Raw genomic sequence first — 22,600 nt, 5'->3', positions numbered from 1 at the left:
GATGTCATGATCGGTCGGAATGCTACGCCGCAAGCGCGGCGGGTGCGGGTGCGCGCGCTGGAATCCAGCGCACTTACGGTAGCGCTGATGCTAGCGGGCCCCGCCTTCGCCCAATGCACGCCCGATCCGACGATCGCGAACAATACTAGCGTCTGTTCCGGCGTTGATACCAATGGCATTGTCGTATCAACCAGCGGGACAAACGTCGTAATTGAACAGGCTGCAACGGTACGCGGCTCTACTGACGCAGCAATCGCAGTCCGGCTTGATGGTGCATCGGCCTTCTACGGATCAGTTGCTACCCAGGTAAACGGCGTGGTGGACGGCGGCACGAATGCCGGGATCAGCTTCTTCGTACAGTCCGTTCCAAACTCGTTCGTATCGCAGTCGATGTTCGTGAACGTCGCTACTGGTGGACGCATAACCGGTGCTAACGGCGTGCGTATCGGCCGCTCGACCGATTCTAATTATGTTTCGGGAAGTACATCGATCGACAATAGCGGTGACATTATCGGAACGGACGGCGCTGCGCTGTTATCAAACGATCCCGACATGATTTTCGACTATCTTTACAACCGTGAAGGCGGCACGGTCGGCGCGATCGACGGTACGGTAGACAATTTCATCAATGCCGGAACTATAAACGGCGGGGGGGCGGAGTGCATTCACCTCTGGAACCGGTTTTGCGTTTGGTAATATTACCAATAGTGGGTCGATGCTATCAGCTAGTACGACTTCTACGCTCGCCAACCTGTTCTCGCGTACGATAGACAACAGAGGCACGATCGAAAACAGCGGCGCTGGCGCAGCGATCGAAGGGCGGGGGATAGTCATCATCAATGCTGCCAACGCACGTATCGCTAGCGCCGGTGCAACGGCGATTAGCAGCGACAACTACCTATTACTGACCAATGCCGGCACGATCGTCGGCGACGTCCTGACAGGCAATTCGGGTAATTTCGTTGATTCCACCGCCGGGCAGATCACCGGCTCGCTGCGCTTTGGCACGGGCAACGATACACTGATCGGGACCTTTGACGGCACTCGCATATCTTATGGTGTCGACGGCACGATCGATGGCGGCACGGGTACCGATCTTGCCCGCATCCGCGTGACTGCCGATGCGACGCTTTCCGCACCGCTGACGCTGCCGACGGGATTCGAACAACTCTCGCTTGCACCGGATACCGCTATCACTGCTACGCTCGATAGCGGCTTCTCAACCCCTGGCACGTTGTTTGTGAGCGGCTACGGTACGATTCTCAACCGTACGACACTATCCGGTACAGGACAGATCCTGCGGTCCGAATTTCAGGACAGTCGCAGTCCATATATTATCAACGCCGGGACGATCGTCTCGACGTCGACCAGCGATCTCGCAGCAATCGACCTGTCGACCGTCAATCTGTTCGAAAACCGTGGCACGATCACCGCGGTACGCAACGCGGTCGACGTGTCGATAGCAGGCTCGGTCGTCAACAGCGGCACGATTACTGCCGGCAATACCGCAGTGTATCTCTTCGGAGAAAAATTCACCAACACCGTGACGGGCGTGCTGCGTTCGACGGGTGGCGTCGCGCTCGAAATACGCGGCAGTATCTACAGTACGCCCGCAACCAATGCCGGCCTGATCGAAGGAATAACCGGTGCGCGCATCGGCGTTACATTCGCCAACACCGGCACCATCACCGGCAACCAGACCGGCATGTTTCTGACAGGTCCGGCTACGTTCGAAAACCGTGCGGGTGGCATCGTTTCAGGGGGCAATGCGATTGTTGCCCGCGACTCAAGCGAAGGATTCTTCACCAACAACGCGACAATCGTCAACGCCGGCACAATTGCCGGCAACGTCGTTCTCGGTAACAATCAGGCACAATTCTACAGCAACAACAATCGGTTCATCGCGCTGCCGGGCGGGGTGCTCAATGGCGACCTGATACTGGGTCAGGACAACACCCTGGTCACCGAACTGGTCAACACCGGCAGCGGTGCGTTCGCCGGGATTACGGGCAATGTGATTGCCAGCGATTCGAACCTGCGCCTGCGCGTCCGCAGCGATGCAAGTGCGACGCTAACCACGCCCGCCGGCTTCAGCGAGATCGGTTACGAACTGTTCGACAATGCTGCTCTGACGTTGACTGGTCCGGCAACGACCATGCCAGTGCTGCTCGCCGGCAGCGGTAGCGTCGACCTGAACGCCAACATCACCACGACCGCCGCCTCGGCAATCCGTATTTCCGGTTTGTCACAATACTCGACCGATTCGCCGACGTCGCTTACCATCACGAGCCGTGGCGCGCTGAGCCTGACACGAGCCGAAAGCGTGGGATATGGCAGTGCCAGCGTGGTGTCGCTCGGCGGCCGCGAAAGCTTCACCAATCTGGGTACGATCACGGCAATCAACCTTGCCCCGGCGGGCTATGGTGAAACGTCGGCGATCACCAGCGGATTAGCCTTTGGCCCACCCTATCGTGGCGGCACACAGGTCACCAACGCCGGCACCATCATATTGGGTGGCGCGACCGGTATCAGCGGTCCACCGACGATCATCAATACGGGCAGCATCGTGCAAGCTGAAGGCGCCCGCGCTTCGACCGGCATCTATTATTATGGTGGCGGCAATCCCGCGACGCTGACCAACAGCGGGACGATCGATGTTGCGGGCATCGCGGTGCAAGGCACCTATGGCACGCTCGCTATTACCAATAGCGGCCGGATCGCCAGCTCGGGTAATGTCGGCATCGCTGTCGACAGCGGCTTTGGGCTTACCATCGACAATAGCGCGACCGGTACCATTGCCGGCCGGGTCGACGGCCTTGCCATCCGCACCGGCGGCGGCAAGCTGACCAATGCCGGAACGATCACCGGCGGGGTCGACTTGGGTTATAACCAATATGGTGGTCGCGCGTATGGCGATGCGACCTATGTCACCGATGGCGGCACGATCGACGGCGACCTGCTGTTCGGTCGCAGTGATGACACGCTGGTCGCCTTCGGCGCGCTGGGCGTCAGCGGTACGATCGACGGCGGCGAAGGCGCCGACACGCTGGTCGTTGCCCGGCGCGCCAGCGACACTGTAACGCTGGGCTTCGCCAGCGTTACCAATTTCGAGGCACTGGGCGTCCGCGCACTCGGCACCGACACGATCGTCACTGCGCGCGCCGATGCAAAAATCGAGGGAGATCTACGCCTGTCTGGCGATGGCCAGATCGTCAATACCGCGTCGATTGACGGCAATGTGCTGATCTACAATCCCTCTTTCCTGGTCGATGGTATCTATCAGAGCGGCCCGGTCCTCTCTGCCTTCACCAATCAAGACACCATTACCGGCGCGGTCACTGGCACGACCAACCGCTTCGTCAACAGCGGGTCGATCGGATCGGAAACGCAAGGCGGTAGCACCGTCCAGATCGACGCACTTGGCAGCCTCTCCTTCATCAACGGCGGGCGCATCCTTGCCGCCGCCGACGAGCGTGCGGTCAGGCTTGAAGGCTATCGCAGCGACACGATCGATGCCGTCAACAGCGGCACGATCACCGGCAGCGTCCAGGCCGACATCGTCGATTATCCTTGGACTGACAACCCGCGGTCCAATCCGGTCGCAATTGCCTTCACCAACACTGGCACCGTTTCGGCAACCGACCTGACCGTCCGGCTGCTTGCCGATATCGGCAGTGACGTCGCCGTCAGCCTGACGCTTGCCAACAGCGGTACGATCGAGGCAACCGGTACCGCCGCTACTGCGGCAAGCTTGACAAAGACCAGTCAGGGCGGCGGGGTCGGCACGGTTACCGTCACCAACAGCGGTACCATCAGCGCCAATGGCGGCGGGCGTCAGGATGAATATTACGACTGGTTCAGCGATACGCTGCGATCCTTTACCTTACCATCGGTCGCACTTGACCTAGCCAATGGTTGGGTCAGCCAGGCACAGGTGAACAACAGCTCGGCGGGGGTGATCGAAGCGGTCGGTGAACGATCGGTGGCACTGTTGTCAATCGGTGCCGCACTCGATCTGACCAATGCCGGACTGATCCGGGGCAGCGCGGGCACCGCGCTTGCCGACGATGACGGCATCAACTCTTTTGTCGGCCGTCCTTATCTTGCTGGTGCGATCCAGACCGGATTGGGCGACGACCGCATAGTCAATACCGGCTCCATCGTTGGTTCGGTAGATCTAGGTATCGGCAACGACCGCATCGACAATCTCGGCCGGATCGAAGGCAATGTCTTCCTCGGCGAAGGCGACGACACCTTCCTACAGCGTGCCTCGGCGGTCACGATCGGCACCGTCGATGCCGGCGCCGGCACCGACACGTTCATCGTCGATGCGACTGGTGGTGGCACGGTCAATGGCGACCAGTTCGTCAATTTCGAACGCTTCAGCCAGACCGGATCGGGCAGTGTCAGCTATACCGGCAATTTCCGCCTGAACACGATCGACCTGATTGGCGGCACGATCGGCGTCGCCGCAGGGCAGACGCTGACCAGCGACGGTCCGTTCACCATCACCGGGTCCGACGCGATCGAGACGGTCGAGAATGACGGCACGATCGCTGGCGGCGTGACGCTGGGCGCGGGCAACGACCGGGTCGTCAATCGCGGGACGATCGGCGGCGCGGTGCTGCTGGGCGAAGGCGACGACAGCTTCGTCGAGGGCGCGAACAGCCGCGTTGCCGGCGGTGTCGATGGCGGCAGCGGCACCGATACCTATGGTGTCGTGCTGGCGGGCAACCGCAGCGGGATCAACGCACGCACCGGCTTCGAACGGCTGTCGCTCGAAGGGACCGGCACGCTGGCCCTCGCGCTCGACCAGAGCTTCGAGGCGGTGACGCTGACCGGTACCGGTCTGTCGGCGACGCTGGGCGGCTTCTCGCTCGGCACCGTTACGGGATCGGACGCGGCCGAACAGCTGATGGTCGATGGCGACGTCGCCTCGGTCGCGCTGGGCGCGGGCAACGACATGCTGGCGCTCGGCACGCAGCTCGCGGCCGGACGCTATGACGGGGGCATGGGTAGCGACACGCTCGCCTTCACCAATGCCGGTCCGGTGACGCTGCTCGGCACCGCCAACGGGTTCGAACAGGTCGCATTGATCGGCGGAGCGCTTAACGTCGCCGGCACGCTCGGGTCGGCGGGAACCTCGCTGTCGTTCGGTGACGGGGCGCAGTCGGTGACGGTCGCGTCGGGCGGCACGCTCGCCGGCGTCGTCGACCTGGGTGCAGGCAATGACAGCCTAACCTTCGCAACGCAGACCGTCACCGGCAGCTATGACGGCGGCGCCGGCAGCGACACGCTCGCCTTCACCAATGCCGGTCCGGTGACGCTGAGCGGGACCGCAACCGGGTTCGAACAGGTGGCCCTCACCAACGGCGCGCTGACCGTTGCCGGCACGCTCGGCACCGTCAATGTGCCGCTGTCGTTCGGTGACGGCGCGCAGTCGCTGACGGTCGCGTCGGGCGGCACGCTCACCGGGATCATCGATCTGGGTGCGGGCAACGACGCGCTGCGGCTTGCCGGTACGCTGAACGGCACCGTCGCGGGTGGCGCGGGCAGTGATACGGCGACCCTCGTCCTGACCGGCGACCGCAGCCTTGCCAGCACCACGCTGACCGGCTTCGAAACCTTTACCAGCGAGGGCACCGGCACGCTGACGCTGACCGGCACCCATGCCTATGACACGGTCAATGCCGGGACCAGCCTGACGATCGCCAGCGGGTCGACGCTCACGGCGCCACAGGTCCGCTTCGACAGCGGCGACCAGCGCTTCACCATCGCCGGTGGCTTTACCGGCGCGGTCGATGGCGGCGCGGGCAGCGATACGCTGGCGATCACCGGCGGCAACACGGCGTTCAGCACCGTCACCAATGTCGAGGCGTTGGCGATGTCGGGCGGTTTCGCCACCGTTTCGGGCACCGCCACGCTCGGCAGCGTCGACCTGACCGGCGGGCGCCTCGTCGGCCTGGCCGGATCGGTACTGAACGGGACGTTCGCGGTGCGCAGCGGCGCGACCTTCGGCTCGGCGGGCACCGTCAACGGCAACGTTACCGTGGCAGGCATTCTCAGCCCCGGCGCGTCGCCGGGCACGATGACCGTCAACGGCAATGTCTCGCTCGCCTCGGGCTCGACATCGGTGTTCGAGTTCACGCCGACCGCACAGGACAAGCTGGTCATCAACGGCACGCTCGCGATCGCATCGGGTTCGACGCTGCAACTCACGCAGAGCGGCACGCTGCGTCCCGGCGCCAGCTACGACCTCATCACCGCCAGCGGCGGCATCACCGGCAGCTTCACCACGATCCAGAAGCCCGACACGCTGTTCGGCTTCGTCGTCCAGCGTACCGACCGCATCCAGCTGCTCGGCCAGTTCCTGAACGATGCCGGTTTCAGCCCGCAGGTCAGCCGCTCGGTCGCCTATGCCAACACCGTGCTGCAGACCCAGCCCGCGACCAGCGCGCTGTTCGCGGTGCTGCCGGCGCTGACCACCAGCAACGGTGCGTCGAACCCGCAGGCATTCGCGCGCCTGACCCCCGAAGCCTATGCCACCGCAACCCAGGCGGGCGTCGAGAACGCACTGGCGCTGACCGACATCGCCCGTGGTCCGGGCTTCGCCCCGAACCGCAGCGAGCCCGGCGGCTTTACCTTCGGCCAGGCGATCGGCAGCTGGTACCGTCTCGCCGCGGATGCCGATACCGGCGTGTCGCGTGCGCGCACGACCAGCTACGGCTTTGTCGGTGGCGTCGGCTATGGCGACAGCAGCTGGTCGGTCGGGGTGTTCGGCGGCTATCTCAATAGCCGCCAGCGGATCGATACGCTTGCCGCGCGCAGCGATATCGATGGCTGGGTCGCGGGCGTCCATGGCCGGTACGAAGCCGGCAATTTCGGTTTCGGCGCATCGATCGCGTACAATGCCGGCCAGGCGAATACCGACCGCACCTTGCCGGCCAGCGTTGCCTCGCGCGCCAGCTACGACCTCAACAGCCTCGTCAGCGACCTGTCGGCGCATTACACGATCGACATGGGCGATTGGGCACTGCGGCCGCGTGCCGGGGTGACCTATGTCCGCACCGCGCGCGACCGGTTGGTCGAGGCGGGCGGTCCGTTCGCGCTGACCGTCGCTGCCGACCGACATGTCGCGGGCTTCGCCGATGCGGGCGTCGGCTTTGCCCGGGCGGAGACGTCGGATGCCGCGTTCCGGCCGTTCGTGTCGCTGGGCGTGCGCTACCAGATCGAGGGCCAGCGTACCGATGCGGTAGCGGGCTATGCCGGCGGGCCGCTCGGCCTGGTGGCGCTCGGCGCTGGCCGGGCACAGGCAGTCGGCACCGTTAGCGCCGGCCTCGTCCAGCGGGTCACCGACGGCCTCGACCTGTTCTCGACCGTGTCGGCGCAGACCGGCAAGGACGATCACCGCGAGGCGATCAGCACCGGCGTGCGGTTGCGCTTCTGATCCGGGGAGCCCGCGCTTCGGTCGGGGCGCGGGTTTTTCCAGGTGGTGTGACGGCTCAGGGAGCACGAAGAAGATTGGTTCGCGCAAAGGCGCAAAGGCCGCAGAGGATCACCTCCCGAACAACCGGCTCATGATCGGGAGACCACTGCGCCCGCTGCAACCTGCACGGAGGCCGCTAGCGCGAGAGGCAGTGCCCCAAAAGCGCCCTCTCTGCGTCCTTTGCACCTTTGCGCGAACCAATTTTTCTTCGTGCCTTCGCGCCTTTGCGTGAACCAATGCCTCCCCACCGCACGAACGAAAAACCCGCCCCCTCCCCGGCAAGGGGAGACGGCGAGCCGGGACGGCTTCGGTGGGGAGTGATGCCGAGCCGGCTTACTGCTCCTTGGCGGCGCGCTTCACCTGACCCTCGCCCATCGCCGAGACCAGCACGTCGCCCTGTACGTTGAAATTATCGGCGGGCAGCGTCGCGGTGCGGCGGCCGACCGCCATCGTCACTGCCTCGACCTTGCCCGCGGCGTTGCGACGGACCGACTGGACGCGGCCGATCGCCTCGCCCTTGGCATCGCGCACCATGGTGCCGGGGTTCAGCGCCGGGATCGCCCCGCCACCCATCAACGACAGCGCCCCTTCGCCCGAACCGGACGCCGATCCGTTGCCGACCGAGCCGTTGCCGCTGCCCGAAGCCGCACCGTTCAGGCTGCCCGCACCGCCTTGCACCGCACCGACCGCGCCCTGCGTCCGGTCGCGCGCCGCACTGGCGACACCCTGTACCCGGTCGCGGGTGGTGGCGACGCCGCTGCGCACCCGGTCGCGGGCCGCACTGGCGGTCGAGCGCACCGCATCGGTCCCGATCAGCTGCGCATCGGCACTGCCCGAGGCGTTCCCCGAACCGCTGCCCGACCCACCGAGCACGCCGCCCAGCGCCTGCACGCTACCATCGGACGCACCGTCGCCGCGGGCCGATCCACCGGCACGAACCCGGCCGCTGCGACGATCGACGCTGCGCTCGGCGGTCACCTCGCCGCTGCCACGCCGCGCGCTGCGGACGCTGGTGTCGGCGCGGTCGCGGACGCGCTCGATGGTCGGGGCGACGCTCCGGTCGAACGTGCCACCGACATTGCCGCCGAGGCCACCGCTCAGGCTGCCGCCCAACCCGCCGGTCAGCCCGCCGCCGCCACCGCCCAGCAGCTGCGCCGAAGCCGGGGTGATCGTCACTGCGGCCAGCGCCGCGCCCATCAGGAACAGGGTCTTCATCGCAATGTCTCCTTTGTCGTCACGCCGCACAGGCGCTTCGAAAAGGAGAACGGATGCCGTTTTCGGTTTAATCCCGGCCGGTGCATTTTTTCTGGGGAATTCGTGCGAACAATCGCGGCAGCCGCGAGCACAGCATTGATTCAACGACGAATATCCCGCCCGACCGACAGGACGACATTATTGAAATCGCAAGCCACCCGGCCTATTATCGTGAGTGCAGTATCGGAAGGATGTGTATCCCGCCGACTCGAACAGGCTCCAGTCTTTGCCGAGGCTGGGGCCTAATTCGTTCCGGAGGCACGGACCGAAGCCCGCGCCCCCTTCACCACGTTATTTCGAACGTGAAGCCGATCTGATCGCAAGGACCAGAGAAGCCAGTTCGACCATCAGCGTTGCCGCGCTGACGATCAGTATTGCAGTATCGTATGTGATGTGAATCACCTCCTCTTCGGGCGGATTTCGCACCCTTCCAGAAGGAAGAAGGCGAGCGCCACGACGGGTATGTGATCTGCCTGCTCCAAAGACAATTCGGATGCTACCGCACCGGCGTCCGGCACGCCCCGCACACCACGCCGCGCCCGGTTCGCGCGCTTTTGCCCTTCGCCTCGCGGTCGAGCCTTGCCAGCGCGCCCGCTACGTCGCCGTCCCACAGCGCCGACAGCCGTGCCGCCGCCAGCGGCGCGGCGAACGACGTGCCCCGTACCGGCCGCGCCTGCCCGGCCGCATTCAGCGCCAGCATGTCCGCCCCCGGCGCGGCATAGTCGAGGTGCCGCGCCCGCCCCGCCTCGATCAGCGGCCGCCCGCGCGCATCGATGCCGGTGACCGCGATCGCCTGCGGATAGCTGGCCGGATAGGCGGGGGGTGCCGCCGGCCCGGCATTGCCGACCGCCGCGACGACCACCGTGCCGCGTGCCCGCGCCGCCGCGACGAAGCGCGCCAGCAGCGGATCGGCCGGCCCGGCAAGGCTGACCACCACCACCGGCACACGCCCGCGTACCATCCATGCCAGCGCGCGGGCGATGCCGCTGGCGCTGCCGCCCGCCGGGTCGCTGCCATAGACATCGGCCACCGCCAGCGCTGCGCCCGGTGCCGCGGCCTTGATCCCCCCGCCGCCGGTCAACAGCGATGCGATGGCGACCGCATGGTCGTTGGCGCGCGGCGCCCCCTCGGCAAAGCCCTGTTGCGCGGCGAGACCGGGGGTACCGGGACCGACGCCACCATCGATAATGCCGATGCGGCGACCGGCGCCGGGGGCAGGCAGTCGCCCCCCACCGCCTCCCCGTACCCCAGCGAAGGCCGGGGCGTGCGAAGGGGACAAGGAGGAAGCGACAACCGCCCCCGCAAACACGCCGTACCCCCGCGCAGGCGGGGGTCCAGAGCCAAGCAGCGCCATCGCCTGCCGCCCCTGGGCCCCCGCCTGCGCGGGGGTACGCTCGGAGGTAGAGGGCACCGCTCCCACCCCACTCGCGCTATAAATCGGATCGGTCGCGACCCGATTGACCCCCAATATTCGTCCGAGCCGCCGCACCGCCTCGACCGCCGACAGTCCGGCGGGCGCGCGCAGCCGGGCGAAGCCGATGCCCAGCTCCTCGAACCGCTCGTTCGCGATCACCCGGAACCCCGCCGCCTCCGCCAGCTTCAGCAGCGCCGGATCGGGATCGCTCAGCGTCACCTCGCCCGCGCGCACCGGATTGCCGTCGCGGTCCAGTTCGATCCGGTCGGGATAGCGCCGCGCCAGATCACGCGCCCGCTCGACCGACTGCCGCACCAGTTGCCGGGCGTTCGACAGCGTCTCCTCGACCGGCAACGCCCGGCGCACCCCGTCCACCGCCCCCCCGACCGGCCCGGGCAAGGACGGCAGCGACGGCACCTGCGGCAGCAACTGCGCCGACGCCGGCACCGGCAGCAACAGCGCCAGCATGCCCCAGAGTTTCGTCCGACCCATCGCGCCCCGCCTGCTATACGATCTTTCCATCTTCATGCCGGATTAAACGGACGGTGCCATCCGTTTCATCCCCAGGCGCGACGAAAGGACGAAGGTGCGCTTCGAAGACGAATTGCTCCCGCATCTGCCGCGGCTGCGCCGGGTAGCGTATGCGCTGGCCCGCAACCCCGCCGATGCCGACGATCTGTTGCAGGCGGGCGTCGAGCGCGCGTTGGTGCGCCGCGACCAGTGGCAGCCGGGCACGCGGATCGACGCATGGGCGATCCGCATTCTGCGCAACCTGTGGATCGACACGGTGCGCAGCCGAAGCCGGGCCGGTGAAACCTTCGTCCCCGCCGAACAGGGCGATGCGATCGGCGCACATGGGGAACAGGAAATGGCGGTGGAAATGCACAATATCGGCCGGGCGATGGGCAAGCTGCCCCCCGAACAGCGCGAGGTGATCGCGCTGGTGATGGTGGAGGGCTTTGCCTACAAGGAAGCCGCCGAGATCCTCGACATCCCCATCGGCACGCTGACCTCGCGCCTCGTGCGCGGGCGCGACGCATTGCTCGGGCTCTTGGGAGAAGCGGCATGACGATCGATCCCGAAATGCTCGCCGCCTATGCCGATGGCGAGCTCGACCCGCTGACCGCGAAACGCGTCGAACGCGCCATCGCCGCCGATCCAACGCTGGCGGCGGAGGTCGACCGCCACCGCGCACTGACCGCGAAGCTGCGCGGTGCGTTCGCCGGACTCGACGCGCAGCCGATGCCGGCGGGGGTCGAGGCGCTGCTGAAGCAGGGCGACAATGTCGTCCCCTTCCCGACCCGGACGCACAAGCCCAAACCGCAACGCTGGTACGGCGCGCTCGCCGCCAGCCTCGTCGCCGGGCTGCTGCTCGGACAGCTCGTGCCGCGATCGGGCGGCAACTTGGGCTTCGACGGCGGCACGGCGGTCGCGCAGGGACAGCTCGCCCACGCGCTCGACACGCAACTCGCCTCCGCCACCGACAGCGGCCCGGTCCGCATCGGCATCACCTTCCGCGACCGCGCTGGCGGCCTGTGCCGCACCTTCGAACAGGGCACCACCGGCGGCATCGCCTGTGCGCAGGGGCAGGGACCATGGCGGATCGAGCAGCTGCGCGGCGGCATGGCCGACAATGGCGGCACCGCCTATGCCCAGGCCGGATCGCCGATGGCGACGCTGATGGCCGACGCACAGGCGATGGCGGCAGGCGACCCGCTTGACGCGGCGGCGGAGGCGGCGGCCCTGAAAGGGCGGTAAATCCCCCTTCCCTCCGTTCGGTTCGAGCAGCTTCGAGTTTGTCGAGAAGCGTCCGTCGAGAACCCGCCATCCCCAACCCTCAACCCAAGTTACTGCATTCGCAAAGGAACCTCCCGCGTCCTGCCTCGCTTGTCGAACCGATAAGCGACAGGAGCCGCCCATGATCCCCGCCACCGACGCGCACACGCAACAACCAACCCTCGCCGGCCGCCGTGCAGCGATTACCGGCGGGACCACCGGCATCGGCCGCGCCATCGCGGTGCTGCTCGCCAGCGAAGGGGCCGAGGTGTTCCTGTGCGGCCGGAACGAGGACCATCTCGCCGACGCGCTCGCCCGGATCGAAGAGGTCGGCACCGGCGGCGGCATCGCCATCGATCTGGCCGAGGCCGACAATGTCGGCCGCTTCTTCGCCGCCGCCGAGGAGCAGATGGGCGGCATCGACATCGCCATCATCAACGCCGCCGTCGCTGCCGAGGGGATCACCGACACCGACGAGGCGACGCTGCGCGAGGTCATCGCGATCAACTTCACCGGCTATCTGCTGAGCGCGCACCACGCCGCCAAACGCGTCGGTGACGCGGGCGATATCGTCTTCATCGGATCGACCAGCGCCTATGCGCTGGGGCCGGGATCGACCATCTATGCCGGGATCAAGTACGGGATTCAGGGCTTTACCCAGGCACTGCGCCGCGAACTGGGGCCAAAGGGCATTCGTGTCAGCAATGTCGAACCCGGCCTGACCGGCTCCGACATGCAACTGCCCGATATCCAGCCCGACGAACAGCGTGAGCGCATCGCCGACGAAACGATGCTGCGCGCCGAGGATATCGCGGTCGGCGTCCATTACCTGCTGACCCAGCCCCGCCGCGCCATCGTCCAGCAACTGACCATCGTCCCGCGCGATCAGGCGGAGGAATGAGCTTCGCCGTCGACCGACTGGTCCTGACCCCCGACGATATCGACCTGTCGCGCTCGCCACTCGCCGGGCAATTGGGGGTCGAAACCTATGTGCTGGGTGCGTTCAATCCGGCGCTGACGCGGTTGCCCAGCGGCAATCTGCTGATGATGGTCCGCATCGCCGAGGCACTCAGGAAACCCAAGTTCGACGGCCATATCCACAATATCCGTTGGAGTGAGGGGCGGTACGTCCTCGACGCATGGCCGCTGGACGCGGTCGACACCGCCGATCCGCGCAAGTTCCTGCTCAACGGCGGGCGCTGGCGGGTGATGGCGCTGACCTCGCTGTCATGGCTGTTGCCGGTCGAACTGACGCCCGACGGGCTGGAGATCGTCGCGCTCCACTACGACCGCGCGGTCGCGCCGCAGGGCGATTTCCAGATGTACGGCGTCGAGGATGCGCGGATCAGCAAGGTCGGCGACGAATGGCTGATGACGACCTGTTCGGTCAGCCCGGAGCGGCATTCGACCACGCTCTATACCTCCGACAACGGGCTCGACTGGCGCTTCGCCGACATCATCCTCGACCATCAGAACAAGGACATGCTGATCTTCGAGGGCACGATCGACGGGCAATATTGGGCGCAGACCCGGCCGCTGGGCGACCTCTATTTCGCCTATCCGCCGGGCAGCGAATGGCGTGCCGGGCCGTCGATCAACCTCGCCACCTCGCCCGATGCCCGCCACTGGAAGCCGTGCCTGAAGCCCGGCATCCGCCCGCATGCCGCGACCGTCGCGACCGCGCGCATGGGCGGTGGCACGCCGCCGATCCTGACCGAACGGGGCTGGCTGACCCTGTGGCACGGCGTCGAGCCCAAGGAGATCGTCGGCGTCTATCGCACCTATTGGTCGATCCTCGACGCCGACGACCCGAGCCGAACGGTCGCCACCGACCACGCGCCGCTGCTGGAGGCGAACCCCGATCTGACCCGCGACCTTGAGGACCAGATGTACGTCCGCGACGTGGTGTTCACGACAGGGATTGCCGACCGCGGCGACCATTATGTCGTGGCGTCGGGCGAGGCGGACCTTGCGTGCCGGATCACGCACATCCCGAAAGCGCGGTTCGAGTAGATTTTGGTTTCACGCGAAGGCGCGAAGGGCGCGTAGAGAACAGGAAGAAGGTAGATTTCGCGCAGATGCGCAGAGGAGGCGCGAACGAGGCTACCGGCTCGCGATTGAGAGACCCTAGCACCCGCCGCAACCTGCAATCAGGCCGCTGGCGCGGGGGACCGTACCCCGACCGCACCTTCTCTGCGCCTCTGCGCGAAATCCCTCTCTTCGCGTCTCCGCGCCTTCGCGTGAACCACCCTTCTTCCTGCCCCAGGTTAACAAGATTCCTGAACAACCAAAGACACTTATCTACCCCCCCACCCGTTGCCCCACTACAACCGGGAGCAACAGCCATGCGCATCCACCACCTCAATTGCGGCACCGACTGCCCACTGGGCGGGGCGCTGTTCGACGGGCGCAGCGTCAGTCCGCTCGGGCAGATCGTCTGCCACTGCCTGCTGATCGAGACCGATGCGCACGGGCTGGTGCTGGTCGATACCGGCTATGGCCTGCGCGATGTCGACCACCCACACCGCCGCCCCGACCCGCGCATCACGGTGCCGTGGCGGATGCTGCTCAACATCCGCCTGCGCGAGCAAGAGACGGCGATCCGCCAGATCGAGGCGCTAGGCTTCACCGCGAACGACGTGCGCCACATCCTCGTCACTCATCTCGATTTCGACCATGCCGGCGGGCTGGAGGATTTTCCGAACGCCACCGTCCATGTCATGCAGCGCGAATATGACGACGCGACCGGCCCGCGTGCCGGTATCGTCGCCCGCAACCGCTGGCGCCCACGCCAATTGGACGGGGTACGCCACTGGCAGCGCTACGGCGCGCGCGGCGAGCCATGGTTCGGCTTCGATGCGGTGCGCGACCTGGCCGGCCTGCCCCCCGAATTGCTGCTGGTGCCGCTGCCCGGCCACACTTGGGGCCATGCCGGCGTCGCGATCCGCCGGGACGACGGCCGCTGGCTGCTCCATGCCGGCGACGCCTATTTCTACCGCGGCGAGATGCGGCAGGCCCGCCGCCGTTGCACCCCGGGTCTGCGCGCCTATCAACGGCTGATGGAGGTCGACGCGCGCAGCCGCATGGACAACCAGTCCCGCCTGCGCACCCTGTCGATCGAGCGCCGCGACGAAGTGACGGTGACCTGCACCCACGATCCCGTCGAACTGGAGCGGGCGCAGGCGGGACGGCCGCTCTAATCCACGATCGGCTCCGCCCCGAACGGTCGGTTCAGCACCCGCAACACCTCCTGCGCCACGAACACCCGGTTGCGGCGATAGCCGGTCCGCTCGACCAACACCCCCGCCTCGACCAGCTGCGCGATCGCCGCATTCGCCGCCGGGGCCGAGACGCCGAGCCGTTCGCCAAGCCGCCCGGCGGTAATCACCGGATAGTCGGGCAACAGGTCGAGTGCGCGCAGCGCCGCCGACTTGTCCCGATAGCGCCGCCGCGCCCGCCACATGCCCCCAAGCCGGACCAGCGCCGCGCGCGTCGCCATCAGCTCGTCGACCGTGCCGCTGATCGCATCGGCGATGAACGCGACCATCGCCGCCCGGTCGAGCCGCTGCTGCGCGGCCTTCAGCGCATCGTAATAGGCCGGCTTATGCGCTTCGATATAGGGCGACAGGTACAGTGGCACCTTGCCATCGGCGGCCATCATCAGCGGCAGCAACAGCCGCCCGACCCGGCCATTGCCGTCGCGATAGGGGTGCACCGCCTCGAAATGAGCATGGGCGATCGCCATGCGCGCGATCAGGCTCTGGGTCATGACCTGCATCCCCTCGGCCCGTAGATAGGCGATGCTGTCGTCCAGACACGCCGCCACCCACGCCGGCGGGGCGGGATTATAGAGCGAATAGGCGATGTCGCGCACCCCGCCGATCCACACCACCCGGTCGCGCAGCACCCCCGGCACATCGCCATAATCACGGTCGCTCTGCATTGCCGCCCAGTGCAGTTCGGCGATCAGCTCGCGCGTGAAGATCGCCGGCCCCTGCGCCGTCGCCTGCGGCACGATCCGGTCGAGGATCAGCGCATAGTCGCGGACCTGCCGCGCCGCGTCGCGCCGCTCGTCACCGGCTTCCTCCTCCAGCGTCAGCAGCTCGTCGAGCGTGCTGTGCGTCCCCTCGATCGACGAACTGCTCACCGCCTCACGCCGGCTGAGCAGGCGGCTGACCGGATAGGGATCGCCCATCTGCCGGGCCAGCATATCAACCCGCGCCAGCGCCTCAGTCGCGTGCTGGTGGCTGGCCAGCCCCGGCCCCAGCGGCACGGCGTCCTCGGGCGGGGGCGGTGGCACCACGCCATAATGCGCCGCATAGGGTTCGGGCAGGCGTTCGAGCCGCTGGCGGATCGCATAGCACAGATCGTCACGGCGCATCGGCAGCCTTTATCATGACCGCCATACCCGATCCATAATAAAGGTTAGTAGGTCAAACCTGCACAAGAAGCGGATGCAGGCGCCTTGCCGAAGGTTACTGTCCCCAAGCAAAACTACCCCCGGCCTAAATCCCCACTCTATTGCTCGGCAATGCCGCCTCCGCCATTCTCCCATCATATACAGGGAGATTACGCATGGCATTGTCGTTGGCGCTGATTCTGGCGCAGGTCGCCACCCCGGTGGCGCCCGAACCGGTCGCGCCCGCCCAAGCCACCCCCGAAACCACGGACGCGCAGGACACGCCCCGCCCCGACACCGGCCGCCTCGCCCCGGCACAGGGCGGTGGCGAGATCGTCGTCACCGCGCGGCGCCGCGTCGAAACCGTCCAGTCGGTGCCGATCGCCATCTCGGTCATTGGCGGCACGACGCTGGCCGATACCGGCGCGTACAACGTCAACCGCCTGACCCAGCTGCAACCCACGCTGCAATTCTATTCGACCAACCCACGCAATTCCGCCGCCAATATCCGGGGCCTGGGCGCACCGTTCGGCCTGACCAACGACGGCATCGAACAGGGCGTCGGCATCTATGTCGACGGCGTCTATTACAGCCGCATCGCCTCGGCCACGTTCGACTTCACCGACACCGAACGGATCGAGATCCTGCGCGGCCCGCAGGGCACCCTCTATGGCAAGAACACCACGGCGGGCGCGATCAACATCACGACCCGCAAGCCCAGCTTCACCCCCGAAGCGCGCGTGGAACTGACCACCGGCAATTACGACTTCATCCAGGCCAAGGCATCCGCCTCCGGCCCGCTCGTCGACGGCAAACTGGCCGCGCGCATCTCCGCCTCGGTCACGTCGCGGCGCGGCACGATCCGCAATACGGTGCTCGGCGGCTATGCCAATGCGCAGGACAATCAGAGCGTGCGCGGCCAGCTGCTGTGGACGCCCGCGCCGAACCTCGATGTGACGCTGTACGGCGATTACGGCCATCAGAACCCCGATTGCTGCGCGCAGATCTATGTCCGCACCGGCACGACGCAGCGCCCGCTGAACCGGCAATATGCCGCATTGGCCGCCGCGTTCGGCTATGCCCCGCCCTCGACCAACGCGTTCGACCGGTTGACCGACCTCGACACGCCGCTGCGGGCACGACAGGAACTGGGCGGCGTCTCGCTGGTCGGCAATCTCGATCTCGGCGGCGCGACGGTGACCTCGGTCAGCGCATGGCGTTTCTGGGACTGGGACCCGTCGAACGACCGCGACTTCACCGGCCTGCCGATCACCACCGTCTCGGCCAATCCGTCGCAACAGCGCCAGTGGAGCCAGGAACTGCGCGTCGCCTCGAACGGCAAGCGCGCGATCGATTACGTCGCCGGCCTGTTCTATTTCCACCAGACCATCGATACGCAGGGGTTGCAGGTACAGGGCCCGGCCGCCTCGCGCTTCCTGCTCAACCCCGGCAATGTCGCGCCGGGCAGCGCCGGCTGCGCCACCGCGACGACCGCGGCGTGCAACCCGGCGGTGCTGAACGGCCTGACCGCGCGCAACACCATCGGTTTCTCGAACACCAGCGCGGCGGTGTTCGGCAAGGCGACGTGGCACATCACCGACGCGCTCTCGATCGCGCCGGGCGTGCGCGTGAACTATGACAAGAAAATCGGCTCCTATGTCTCGGTCGTCACCACCGGCAGCGGATCGACCACGCTGACCAACGACCAGCGCGGCGTGCTCGCGCCCCAGCGCTACGAGCCCGATTTCGACGACTGGAACGTGTCGGGCGACGTTACCCTCGCCTATGACGTGGCGCGCGACGTCCATGCCTATGCGACCTATGCGCGCAGCTATAAGTCGGGCGGCATCAACCTGTCGGGCCTGCCGCTCGACGGCAGCAACAACCCGATCCTGGCGGCGGCGCAGGTCAAGCCCGAACAGGTCAACCATTACGAACTGGGCGTGAAGACCCAGTGGCTCGACCGGCGGATCACCGCCAACCTCGCCGCCTTCTGGACCGATATCAGCGACTATCAGGCGACCGTCACCAACGGACAGCTGGGCGTGCTGCGCGGCTACCTCGCCAATGCGGAGGCGGTGCGCACCCGCGGCGTCGAGCTCGACACTGCCTTCCGCCCGACCGAGCGGCTGAACCTCTACGCCAACGCCGCCTATACCGACGCGAAGTACGTCCGCTTCACCGACGCGCCCTGCCCGCCCGAATTGTCGGGCGGCCGCGCACCGGCGGCGGGCGAAACGCCCAGCGCGCCCGGCACGCCGGGCGGGATCAGCCCCAATGCCTGCGACGTATCGGGACAGCGGCTGCCCGGCATCTCGAAATGGGCGTTCAGCTATGGCGCCGAATATGCCCTGCCCGCCCGGATCGGCGGAGAGGACGGCAATGCCTATCTCGGCTTCGACGGCAGCTATCGCTCGCGCTTCTCGTCCAACCCGTCGCCCTCGGCCTATACCTATATCGACGGCTATGCCCTCGCGAACTTCCGCCTGGGCTACCGCGCCGATGCGGGGTGGAACGCGTTCCTGTGGCTGCGCAACGCCTTCGACCAGAATTACTACGAACTGCTCGCGACCCAGTCGGGCAATACCGGCCTGATCGTCGGCCAGCCCGGCGACCCGCGGACGTACGGAGTGACGATCTCGGCGTCGTTCTGAGGATAGGGCGCGATCCGGTAATGCCCGGATCGCGCCGTTCATTCGTCCCAGCCCACTGCCGAACCACCGGCAAACGACGCGACCAGATCGGCCCCCGGCGCCAGCACCGCCGCCGGCACGGCGGTAAGTACCGGATCGTCGAACCGCATTCCCGGCAGCCGGGTCGCCAGCATCTCGGCCAGCGTATGTGCCTGATGCCGGTCGCGCCGCTGCTTCATCACCTCGCGATCGTTGCGACCCGCAACCCACAGCTTGTGGCACAGGAACGCGCGGGGATCGGGCACGATCAGCAGCAGCGGAAACCCCTGTTCGTCGATGGTGATCCGCTCGATCACCGGTACGTTTTCCAACCATGCCAGCCCGGCAATCTCCACCGCCGCCAGATCGTCGTCGCGCTCGCCGATCCGCCCCTGCGCCCGTGGGACGGTCGCAAAGCGCGCGGCGGGCGTAATCAGGTCCACCATATAGCCGGCATCGTTGACCGCCCGGAAACTGCCCGGCGCGCTGGCACGAAAGCTCTTGTCCAGTCCTTGCAACAGTCCGATCAGTCCGTCGGCCTGCATCGTGCCGACCATCTTCAGCGATACCCGCGCGTCGTACAGGATGTCGATGTCCATCGTGGTCATCGCTTCCTCGCCGAACTGCACCGCCCCCATCGCCTCATAGGCGTAGAGGGCGTGCGTCCCGACGATCTTCAGCCCGCCCCCCAGCAACCGCTCACGGTCGAGCCGACGGATGATCCGCGCGGACAGTACCGGAACCCGTCCAAGCCGCATCGCCCGGTTGACCGGTGCCATTTCGCGCAGCCGCTGGTCGAGCATGTCGCGCCGCACACGCAACGCGTCGCGCCCCTGATGAAAGGCGGCATGCGCTTCCCGGGTACGATCATCCTCGGGACCCAGGCTTTTCCACGTATCGCCCGTCTTGCGGTACAGATAGGTCCGGCCCTTGACCGTCTTCCAGGACATTGCTCCGGCAAAACGTGTCACCAGTTCGCGGGTCGTGTCGCGATAGGTGGCGTAAAGCTGCTCGCAATCGATCCATTGCCGGGTCTGTTGTGCGGTCAGGTCCAACATGACCGCACCGTTATCCCTTTTTCGAGAAATGCCAATGTAAAAGGGATAACTGGCAGCACAACCATCGGATGGGCCTCGATGCGCATGCACCGTCGATAGAGATGCAGGATTAAGAATTCGTCCCACATCGTTCCCGGGAGACGAATGCTCACAATTACTTGGCGCCACCAATCGCAATCATGTCGCGAACGGAATAATGATTCACGCGAAGGCGTGAAGCGATATACGGGAGGCTACCTTACCGCCCGGTCAGCGCATAATCCTGTACCAGCACCCCGGCAGGAACATGCCACGCTTGCGATATCGCCCGGATCATCGGCAGCGTCAGCCCTCGGCGGCGACCCAGTATCTCGGTCGCACGCGACTGTCCGATTAGTGCGGCCAGTTGTGCGCGGGTATAGCCGTTCGTTTCCATCGCTGCCTCGATCGCCTGCACCGGATCGAGCGGCTCGATCGGCCAGCGCCGCCGTTCATAAGTTTCGGCCAGCGTCACCAGCACGTCGAGCCGGTCCCCTGCCTCGGTTCCTTCCTCGGCCCCCCATAATGTTTCGATTTCGCGCAACGCGTCCTCATGATCGGCATCGCTCCGGATCGGGCGAATATGCATGGTCGCATTTCCTTCCATCAAAACAGGCTCACCATCAGGTCTCACGTGGTCCGGCACATTATCCCGTTTCTGGTCCGTTTTTCATGGAAAAGGGATAATGGCTTACGCGAAGGCACGAAGGGCAAAGAAGATAGAAATCGCGCAGGGGCACAGAGGGGTTGCGATCCGGGTGGGCGCTCGCGATCGGAAGACACCTCTCCCCGCTGCCAAGTAGAGAAAGGCCGCGTGCGCGGGATGACATCCGCCCGAGACGCCGCGCCTCCGCGCCTCCGCGCCTTCGCGTGAACCAACCTTCTTCAGCGCCGTCCCCCACGCACCGGAACCCAACGCCACCCCAGTCGCTCCGCCGATATGACCGACGAACCCAACCGCCCCGGCCGCGCCGTTCCCGCCGGCCGCCTGTCGCGCCTGTCCGGTTTCGGCCGCCTGGCCGGCGGCATCGCCGGGGGCGTGCTGGCCGAGGGGGCGCGACGCCTCGCCAGCGGCGAGCGCCCGCACATGAGCGACTTGATCCTCACCCCCGCCAATGCCAAGCGCATGGCCGATCGCCTGTCGCACCTGCGCGGCGCGGCGATGAAGCTGGGGCAGATGATCTCGATGGACGCGGGCGATCTGTTGCCGCCCGAACTCGCCACCATCCTCGCCCAGCTGCGCAATCAGGGCCAGCCCATGCCACCCGCGCAGCTCGACCGGCTGCTGATCGCCGAATGGGGCCCCGACTGGCGCACGAAGCTCGGCAAGTTCGACGCGAAGCCGATCGCCGCCGCCTCGATCGGGCAGGTCCATCGCGGCGAACTGAAGGACGGCCGCCGCCTCGCCATCAAGGTGCAGTATCCCGGCGTGCGCGAAAGCATCGACGCCGATGTCGACAATGTCGCGACGCTGCTGCGCGTCTCCAACCTGCTGCCGCGCAGCCTCGACCTCAAACCGCTCCTCGCCGAGGCCAAGCGCCAATTGGCCGACGAAGCCGATTATCTGCGCGAGGCGGGCGCGATGCGCCGCTATGGCAAGCGGCTTGCCGGCGACACCCGCTATGTCGTGCCGGCACCGGTCGACGCGCTGACCACACCGCGCATCCTCACCATGGACTATATCGACGGCACCCCGATCGAGGGGCTGGCGACCGCGCCGCAGCCGACGCGCGATGCGGCGATGACCGCGCTGATCGACCTGGTGCTCCGCGAGTTATTCGAATTCGCCGAGATGCAGACCGATCCCAATTTCGCGAACTATCGGTGGCAGGCGGACAGCGGCCGCATCGTCCTGCTCGATTTCGGCGCGACGCGGCCCGTGCCGCCCGACACCGCCGACGCCTACCGCCGCCTGATCGCCGCCGGCCTCGCCCACGACCGCGACACGATCCGCGACGTGGCGGTGGAAACCGGCTTTCTCGGCGAAGCGGCGGTCGCGGCGCATCGTGGCGCGGTCGACCGGATCATCGCCGCGATCGACGACGCGATGGCCCGCCCCGGCCCCTTCGACTTCGGCGACCGCGCCTTCGTGCCCGTCGTCCGCGAGGAAGCCCGCGCGCTCGCCACCGACCGCGCCACCTGGCACGTACCCCATGTCGAAACCCTGTTCGTCCAGCGCAAGATCAGCGGCACCGCGCTATTGGGGGCAAGGCTGAAGGCGCGGGTGGACGTGCGGGGAATGGCAGCGAAGGCAACGGGTCGACCTGTCGACATGTAGACTAGCTTGGTAGCGGCGTTCCGGCCGAACCACACGTCATCCCAGCGAAGGCTGGGATCTCCCGGCGGTAGCCCGCAGCAGGAGCCGCATGAGGCCCCAGCCTTCGCTGGGGCGACGCTTCCAACAGAGTGATCGGGTTGTGGCCGCCTCGACCCCCACATATAGGGTCCCTAGGCGGCGTGGACGAATTTGAGCCAGTATCTGGCGGTGGCAAGGTGGACCATGCCCAGGAAGCTGCTGGCCAG

Annotated in this window: 14 protein-coding genes; 9 read left to right on the top strand and 5 right to left on the bottom strand. The window is 66.5% G+C overall.

Features of this window, described 5'->3' with window-relative positions; all coding sequences use genetic code 11:
- The first annotated feature begins 6 nt into the window (after positions 1-6).
- Positions 7-696 carry a hypothetical protein gene (locus ACTHQV_RS17035; RefSeq protein WP_440491935.1) on the top strand — a complete coding sequence of 230 codons (690 nt, stop codon included), beginning with the start codon at positions 7-9 and terminating at the stop codon, positions 694-696.
- 19 nt (positions 697-715) lie between these two features.
- Positions 716-7,447, top strand: coding sequence for an autotransporter outer membrane beta-barrel domain-containing protein (locus tag ACTHQV_RS17030; RefSeq protein ID WP_440491934.1), 6,732 nt, complete (start codon positions 716-718; stop codon positions 7,445-7,447).
- Positions 7,448-7,819: 372 nt separating this feature from the next.
- On the opposite strand, the gene ACTHQV_RS17025 is transcribed toward ACTHQV_RS17030, so the two are convergent.
- Positions 7,820-8,701 carry a hypothetical protein gene (locus tag ACTHQV_RS17025; protein WP_440491933.1) on the bottom strand — a complete coding sequence of 294 codons (882 nt, stop codon included), beginning with the start codon at positions 8,699-8,701 and terminating at the stop codon, positions 7,820-7,822.
- Positions 8,702-9,236: 535 nt separating this feature from the next.
- Positions 9,237-10,622 carry a S8 family serine peptidase gene (locus tag ACTHQV_RS17020; RefSeq protein ID WP_440491932.1) on the bottom strand — a complete coding sequence of 462 codons (1,386 nt, stop codon included), beginning with the start codon at positions 10,620-10,622 and terminating at the stop codon, positions 9,237-9,239.
- Positions 10,623-10,740: 118 nt separating this feature from the next.
- Between ACTHQV_RS17020 and ACTHQV_RS17015 the strand changes: the two genes are divergently transcribed.
- The 5 genes from ACTHQV_RS17015 to ACTHQV_RS16995 all read left to right on the top strand — a co-directional run bounded on the left by ACTHQV_RS17015 (position 10,741) and on the right by ACTHQV_RS16995 (position 15,130).
- Positions 10,741-11,223 carry an RNA polymerase sigma factor gene (locus tag ACTHQV_RS17015; RefSeq protein ID WP_440491931.1) on the top strand — a complete coding sequence of 161 codons (483 nt, stop codon included), beginning with the start codon at positions 10,741-10,743 and terminating at the stop codon, positions 11,221-11,223.
- A complete protein-coding gene (locus ACTHQV_RS17010; protein WP_440491930.1) occupies positions 11,220-11,912 on the top strand; it encodes an anti-sigma factor family protein in 693 nt (230 codons plus the stop codon). Before ACTHQV_RS17015 ends, ACTHQV_RS17010 begins: the two co-directional genes overlap by 4 nt.
- Positions 11,913-12,072: 160 nt before the next feature.
- Positions 12,073-12,831: an SDR family oxidoreductase gene (locus ACTHQV_RS17005; protein ID WP_440491929.1), complete on the top strand. Its 759-nt coding sequence runs from the start codon at positions 12,073-12,075 to the stop codon at positions 12,829-12,831.
- Positions 12,828-13,943 (top strand): glycosidase, encoded by a 1,116-nt coding sequence (locus tag ACTHQV_RS17000; protein WP_440491928.1) that lies wholly within the window; start codon positions 12,828-12,830, stop codon positions 13,941-13,943. The genes ACTHQV_RS17005 and ACTHQV_RS17000 overlap by 4 nt, the downstream gene beginning before the upstream one ends.
- A 332-nt stretch (positions 13,944-14,275) precedes the next feature.
- Entirely contained in the window at positions 14,276-15,130 is an 855-nt protein-coding gene (locus tag ACTHQV_RS16995; RefSeq protein WP_440491927.1) for an MBL fold metallo-hydrolase, read from the top strand.
- Here ACTHQV_RS16995 and ACTHQV_RS16990 read toward each other — a convergent pair.
- On the bottom strand, positions 15,127-16,311 hold the full coding sequence (locus tag ACTHQV_RS16990) for a Fic family protein (RefSeq protein WP_440491926.1): 1,185 nt from the start codon (positions 16,309-16,311) through the stop codon (positions 15,127-15,129). The two genes, ACTHQV_RS16995 and ACTHQV_RS16990, sit on opposite strands and share 4 nt — an antisense overlap.
- Positions 16,312-16,505: 194 nt before the next feature.
- On the opposite strand from ACTHQV_RS16990, the gene ACTHQV_RS16985 reads away from it, so the two are divergent.
- Complete coding sequence (locus ACTHQV_RS16985) at positions 16,506-18,983, top strand: TonB-dependent receptor (RefSeq protein ID WP_440491925.1); 2,478 nt, start codon at positions 16,506-16,508, stop codon at positions 18,981-18,983.
- 38 nt (positions 18,984-19,021) lie between these two features.
- Here the strand turns inward: ACTHQV_RS16985 and ACTHQV_RS16980 are convergent, their stop codons facing one another.
- On the bottom strand, positions 19,022-20,059 hold the full coding sequence (locus ACTHQV_RS16980) for a GSU2403 family nucleotidyltransferase fold protein (RefSeq protein WP_440491924.1): 1,038 nt from the start codon (positions 20,057-20,059) through the stop codon (positions 19,022-19,024).
- Positions 20,060-20,297: 238 nt separating this feature from the next.
- On the bottom strand, positions 20,298-20,666 hold the full coding sequence (locus tag ACTHQV_RS16975; RefSeq protein WP_440491923.1) for a helix-turn-helix domain-containing protein: 369 nt from the start codon (positions 20,664-20,666) through the stop codon (positions 20,298-20,300).
- Positions 20,667-21,017: 351 nt separating this feature from the next.
- On the opposite strand from ACTHQV_RS16975, the gene ACTHQV_RS16970 reads away from it, so the two are divergent.
- On the top strand, positions 21,018-22,355 hold the full coding sequence (locus tag ACTHQV_RS16970) for an ABC1 kinase family protein (protein ID WP_440491922.1): 1,338 nt from the start codon (positions 21,018-21,020) through the stop codon (positions 22,353-22,355).
- Positions 22,356-22,600: the final 245 nt, after the last annotated feature.

Source organism: Sphingomonas sp. SAFR-052 (genome assembly GCF_051965015.1).
Taxonomy (GTDB): Bacteria; Pseudomonadota; Alphaproteobacteria; order Sphingomonadales; family Sphingomonadaceae; genus Sphingomonas.
The sequence above is the reverse complement of the archived record's forward strand: the minus strand, read 5'-3'. Positions and strand labels throughout refer to the sequence as shown.